The 5,824-nt window shown below is 60.6% G+C and carries 7 protein-coding genes; all 7 read right to left on the reverse strand.

Annotated features, from left to right (window positions below):
* Positions 1–726, reverse strand: a 726-nt coding sequence (locus AB1609_14275) for a Xaa-Pro peptidase family protein (protein ID MEW6047626.1), incomplete at its 3' end; no start/stop codon positions are given.
* Between the two features lie 84 nt (positions 727–810).
* Positions 811–1,779: an ABC transporter permease gene (locus AB1609_14280; GenBank protein MEW6047627.1), complete on the reverse strand. Its 969-nt coding sequence runs from the start codon at positions 1,777–1,779 to the stop codon at positions 811–813.
* 16 nt (positions 1,780–1,795) lie between these two features.
* Positions 1,796–3,313 carry a sugar ABC transporter ATP-binding protein gene (locus tag AB1609_14285; protein MEW6047628.1) on the reverse strand — a complete coding sequence of 506 codons (1,518 nt, stop codon included), beginning with the start codon at positions 3,311–3,313 and terminating at the stop codon, positions 1,796–1,798.
* A 37-nt stretch (positions 3,314–3,350) separates the two neighbouring features.
* Complete coding sequence (locus tag AB1609_14290) at positions 3,351–4,379, reverse strand: sugar ABC transporter substrate-binding protein (protein MEW6047629.1); 1,029 nt, start codon at positions 4,377–4,379, stop codon at positions 3,351–3,353.
* A gap of 86 nt (positions 4,380–4,465) precedes the next feature.
* The gene (locus AB1609_14295; GenBank protein MEW6047630.1) at positions 4,466–5,032 is read right to left on the reverse strand and encodes an XRE family transcriptional regulator; all 567 of its coding nucleotides are present in this window, start codon (positions 5,030–5,032) and stop codon (positions 4,466–4,468) included.
* Between the two features lie 12 nt (positions 5,033–5,044).
* Positions 5,045–5,545 (reverse strand): DUF3830 family protein, encoded by a 501-nt coding sequence (locus AB1609_14300; GenBank protein ID MEW6047631.1) that lies wholly within the window; start codon positions 5,543–5,545, stop codon positions 5,045–5,047.
* Positions 5,505–5,824 (reverse strand): hydantoinase B/oxoprolinase family protein (locus AB1609_14305; GenBank protein MEW6047632.1); only part of this gene is annotated, 320 nt, incomplete at its 5' end. The genes AB1609_14300 and AB1609_14305, both read right to left, overlap by 41 nt.

A 5,824-nucleotide genomic window follows, 5' to 3' on the forward strand; every position in this document is an offset into this window, starting at 1 on the left:
GGGACCCACCACCACCGTGCGGGTAACGTCCGCACAATAACCGCAGTACGTCCCACCGACATCGATGACCACCACTTCACCGCGGGAGATCTCCTTGCTGCTACTGGTCGCGTGGGGAGAGGCCGAACGGACCCCGGAAAGCACCGTGGTGCGGAAGGCGCTACCCGAAGATCCCGCCGACGCCAGCAGCAAATCCAGACGGGCGGCTACCTCCAACTCAGTTGCCCCCGGTCGGATAAACGACAACACTTCGCCTATCGCAGCCACGGTGATCCGGCAGGCCTCCCGGATACAGGCAATCTCTTCCTCACTTTTCCTGGCCCTCATACGTACAAAGAGCGGACTCACGTCCCCATATTCCAGTTTGTGGAAGGCAGCACGCAACCGGTCGGCTAGATCAAGGGTGAACCTGCCCTTCTCCACTCCCAGCCGCGCGCCCGGACCCACTCCCAACACCCGGAGGCCGCCCACAAGAGTGGCCAGGGGATCTTCACCGTCTCGCCAGGCGAGAATCTGCCGGGACTGAAGGAACTCCAGCGCCCTGTCACGCTCGAAATCCGGCACCACTACGAGCAGTTTCTCGTCCGCTGCCACCAGCACCGCCGCTAACCGCTCGTGAGGTGTAAGGCTCAACCCGGTAAGGTAGAACATGTTGGCGGGCGACACGACTATCGCGGCGGCGATTCCCCGCTCCCGCAGATACCGCCCGCAAGTTCCTATCCGCACGGCTCTGTCAGGTCCACCCACTGCGCCCTGTTCCCCCTCTCGACTCTTACCCTTCGCCAGAGGCCTAGCCCCAGCGCCGAGCAGTCACCTCCCGCTGCGGGAGCGTGTGAGCGTGTCAAGCGCCACCGCGAAGAGGATGACTGCCCCTTCGAAAACCCTCTGGTAAAAGGGTGACACGTTTAGAATGTTGAATCCGTTGGCCATTAGCCGCATCAATAGGACGCCAAAGACGGTACGCCAGATCGAGCCTTCTCCCCCCAAGATGCTCGTCCCGCCTATAACGACACGCGAAATCGCTTGTAAGTCAACCAGTGGACCGATATCCGCTTGGCCCTGACCAATACGAGAGACGGCAATAAGGCCTGCCAATGCAGCACTCAAGCCGTTTATGCCGAATATGACGGTTCTTACCCGATTGACTCGGACTCCGGAGAGATAGGCGGCCTCTGGATTTCCCCCAATGGCATACACTGCCCTCCCGAAGGTCGTCTTGGACAGCAGCAGCCACGTTAACGCCACCCAGGCGAACAGCACGAGAATCGGATACTTCACCCCTACAAAACTGCCCTGTCCTAACCATTTGAAAGCCGAGTCCTCCACGATGATCAGCCTGCCGCCCGTGAGAATCATGGCCAGCCCCCGGATGATGTATCCGGTGGCGAGAGTGGCGATGAAGGAGTGAGCCCGGAACCCCCCCACGATGATGCCGTTCAACAGCCCGAACGCCAGCCCGGCCAACAAACCAAGAGCCAGCCCGGCCCCCGTGAGCCCCCGCACAGCGATCATAGCGGCTAAGCATCCGGCGAACGCGTAGCTACCGCCCACCGAGAGGTCGAAATTGCCACTGATGATTGCTAATGTCATCGCGCAGGCTACAATACCAATCTCGGCTGACTGATCCAGGATGTTGTGAAGGTTGCGGGCCGTTAGGAAGGTAGGCGTCGAGACTGAAAGCACAACAAAGAGCAGGATAAAAGCCAGGACAATCCCGTAGCTGCGGAGCATCGTTCGGGCAACCGCGAGAATCCGTCCTTTGCGGCCCGACCTTGCCACATCACTCGCTACCCCCCTAGGCAAGGCCTGCACCGCCTCGGTCTCCGGTGAACATGGCTTGCATCACCCTGCCCTCATTCAGGTCCGAGCCGAAGAACTCTCCCACGATCCGACCCGACCGCATCACTAAAACCCGGTGGGCAAGGCCCAGAACCTCGGCCAGATCAGATGAGATGAGGAGCACCGCCATTCCTTCCTGGGCCAGGGACTGAATGAGCCGGTAAATGGCCCGCTTCGCACCGACGTCCACTCCGGCGGTCGGCTCGTCGGCAATTAGCACTTGCGGCCGACCGAATAGCCACTTCGCGAAAAGAACCTTCTGCTGGTTCCCCCCCGACAGTGTCCGGGCCTCCGCCCGTGGGTCCGACGGCCTGACGTCTAGCTCTCTCAACAGGCGCGCCACCTTAGAATGCTCGCGCCTCACCTCAACGAACGGACCACGCGCTACCCCCTTCAGGTGGGGCAGCGAGACGTTGTGACCAACCGGCAGTCTCGGCACTAACCCCTGGGCCTTCCGGTTCTCCGGTAGCAAAGCGATCCCCGCATCAATCGCCTCACGGGGCGACCGCGGGTTCACCACTCTGCCCCGCACCTTGATGGTACCCGTTGCCCGGACCCCTGCTCCGAAGATGGCTCGCGCCACTTCCGAGCGACCGCTTCCCACCAGGCCGGCGAGCCCCACTATCTCGCCAGCTCTCACCTGGAAGGAAATACCTGTGAAGGCGCGCGGAGCTGTAAGATCTTCTACCCACAGCACAATGGGAGAGTTAGAAGGCGGGTACATCTTGTCCGGGAATCCAACGGACACGTACCGGCCGAGCATGGCCTCGACCAGGCTCTCCGGCGTCTCCTGACTTACAGGCGAGGTCTTGATGCATCGACCGTTCCGCAGTACGGTTACTATGTCAGCCAGAGAAAGCACTTCTTCCAAGTAGTGTGATACGTACAGTATCGTGGTCCCCGTCGCCTTCAATCTGCGGGTCAGGGAATGCAGCCTTTGGGCTTCCTCAAGGGGCATGGCCGCTGTGGCTTCGTCTACCACGATCAGCTGCACGTCCCTGGCCAGCGCTCGTAGGATCTCGACTTTCTTCTGATCCGCCAGGCTTAACGAGGAAACGAGAGCGTCCGGCGGGACGTACAACCCGGAGCGCGCTGTCAACTCGTCGTACCGTTTCAACATGGCCCTAGGTTGTACGAATCCGCGCCGGACGCTCTCTATGCCCAGGAACACGTTCTCGACCACCGTCAGCTGCGGGACCAGCGTGACCTCCTGCGAGATTAGAGCAATCCCGTCCCTGAGCGCATCCCGCGGAGACCGGAAGCCTACGGTGCGTCCCCTCACTACGATCTGGCCTCCATCCGGGCGCAAGACACCACTGACAATCTTACCGAGGGTCGACTTGCCTGCTCCGTTCTCGCCGACCAGGGCATGCACTACCCCTTGTTCGACAGCGAGGGACACGTCCTTCAACGCCTCCACGCCGTCAAAGCGCTTGCTTACTGATCGCAGCAAGACCGCCGGTTGGTCGCCCATGTCCCCCGGTAATCCCCTTCACCAGGAAGACTCGCACCTACCACTGGGGTTGGAAGCTGTCGCAGTTCTGCTGTGTAATCAGAGGACCTTCGGCCGGCAACGGGGGCCGCATGTCCTCCAGGTTGATCGACTCCGGCACCGTTTCACCCCGAAGCGCCTTGACGGCCATCTCGACCGCCAACTGCCCCTCCGTATATGGAATATTGGCGTAGCTGGCGAACATCTCTCCGTTCTTAATGGCTTGCCAGCCTTCCTTGCTACATCCATTGCCGATGAACTTGATCTGCTTCTCCAGCCCCGCCTCCTTGGCCGCGTCATAAGCGCCGAGCGTCATCTGATCACCTGAGGAAACCACTACGCTGATGTCTGGTTGCGCCTGGAAGACGTTCTGCATGATCTCACGAGACACATCCCGACGGTACTGCCCCTCCTGGAAGGCCGTGATTTGAATGTTGGGATGATCCTTGATGACCGACTTCAGCCCTTCAAACCGGTCCTGGTCGATGGTGAGGGACTGCGCGCCTATCAAGTACGCAACCTTGCAAGGGTCTTTACCCTCGCTTGCCTGTACCACCGCCTTGCCCAGCCACGTCCCGATCGACCAACCGGTGCAGCCGATTATGCACTTGACCCCGGGCGGATACGGCTTGAGCGATCGCGTATCAGGGCCAATCGGGTACTCGATTCCAATGACCACGATACCTTTCGCCACGGCTTCCTGAACGGCGGGCACAATAGCGTTACTGTCGTTGGCATGTACGATGAATGCTTTGTACTTGGCCGCTGTGATAGCATCTTGCATTTGGTTGATCTGCTCCTGGGTGTTGAACTCGCACGAGAACACGTCTATACGCACGTTATATTCCGCCGCCTTACTATTGGCTCCGTCGATGTACGCCTGGTCATACGCGTTCGCCCGAACGGGGGTGAATATTGCGATGTTAATTGGTTCTTGCGCAGAACCAGCCTCGGGTGGTTGCTGGCGCGTGGCACAAGCACCTACCAGGAGGGCAAGGGCCAACGCCGCCAGGAACAGCCCCGGTACGCGCAACCGAGTTCTCCTCATGAGATTACCCTCCTTGCTGTCGGGAAAGTATCGGACACTCAGCGCCAGCCCTCGCTTTTAGAAAGCCGAATCCAGTATTGCCGCTATTAGTGTATGGCTGGCGTGATTACCCAGATGGCCACCACTTCTTCCTGAGTCCGGTTCTGCCAAATGTGGGGAAGGGTCGAAGGTAGGTGAATGCTGTCTCCCGGCCTCAGTTCCACTTCCGAGTCGTGAAACACCATGGTCAGCGTCCCTTTGAGCACGTAGCCGAACTCTTCACCTTCGTGGGAATAAGGTTGAGCCCGCAACCACCGAGGGGACGGAAGTAGCTTGACAACGAGGCACTCCAGTTTCCGGTTCTCGATGGCGGTGCTGGACAGCCGGTAGTAGATTACGTCCCCCCGCCAGGCCTCTACTGTGGGGAGTTCGTCGGCTCTCGTGACCTGGGCAGCGTGCGCAGGTAGTGCGAACAGTGCCTCGAGGCCCACCCCCAAAGCCCGAGCCAACCTTTCCAGCGAAGTCAAAGTCGGAGCTGCCTCACCCCGCTCGATGTCAGAAATGAAACTCACCGATAACCCGCTTGCCTCAGCCGTCTCCTTTAACGTCCACTTCTTCGCCTTCCGCAGCTGGCGCAGGCGCTCTCCAACCATTTCGGCCGCAGATTGCACCACGACGGCTACCCCCTACGCGCTGCACACTTCCACCAGCACTGGCTCTCCACCTTGCTGCCAGATGCGCAGACCCACCTCCTCCAGGACACTGAGATCCTCCGGCACCACGCGAGCAAAGATGCTGACCGGCTGCTGACCGCGCCAGTCCCGGGCCTCTTCCGCACCGTAGTAGAGAGCCAACGCCTCCGGTCGCTCATCACTGCCCTCCAGGCGCCAGTAGGCCACATCACCCCTGCTGACATAAAGCGATAGGTTCTCGCGCGGAGGCTTGCATTGGCCCGTATTGATGGGGAAGTTGACCTCCCTTCCTGACCAGCGGGAATGCAGAGCCCACGCGCGTACAGGTAGCAAGACCCAGATAGCGCTACAGACTTTCGGCGCTTCTCCTTCCAGCAGGTCCGCCCGCACCTCTCCACCCCGGCCGAATACGAACTTTATCCGGCGCCCCACGACCGCGCACCTTCCCGAGAAGTCATCTTGGTGCAGGGGTGCCCCGAGCCTTACGCTCCGCACGTAAGGAGGCCGTCTTCTGCGGGTCCACCCTCATGGTGCCAGGGTCCAGCACCACCGCGTAGTCCCTTTCCGCAGCTTCCAGGCTGACGTAACCGTTAAGGACATCCCACCTGACCATCTCCGGATCGCGCTCGAGAGGGTCTCCGAACCCTCCTCCGCCGCCTCCGCGGAAGCTAATCACATCGCCCTCGCCGATCTCCAGGTCAGTGATCTTGCCGTACTCCTCCCGGCTGCCTCCCCGGCGGAACACCACAACGTTGTTTGGCGCTCCGTCCCGGC

The organism is Bacillota bacterium (assembly GCA_040754675.1).
Taxonomy (GTDB): domain Bacteria; phylum Bacillota; class Limnochordia; order Limnochordales; family Geochordaceae; genus Geochorda.

Coding starts and splice junctions, on each gene's coding strand:
- AB1609_14285 (MEW6047628.1), bottom strand. CDS start 3,313: ATGGGCGACCAACCGGCGGTCTTGCTGCGATCAGTAAGCAAGCGCTTT.
- AB1609_14290 (MEW6047629.1), bottom strand. CDS start 4,379: ATGAGGAGAACTCGGTTGCGCGTACCGGGGCTGTTCCTGGCGGCGTTG.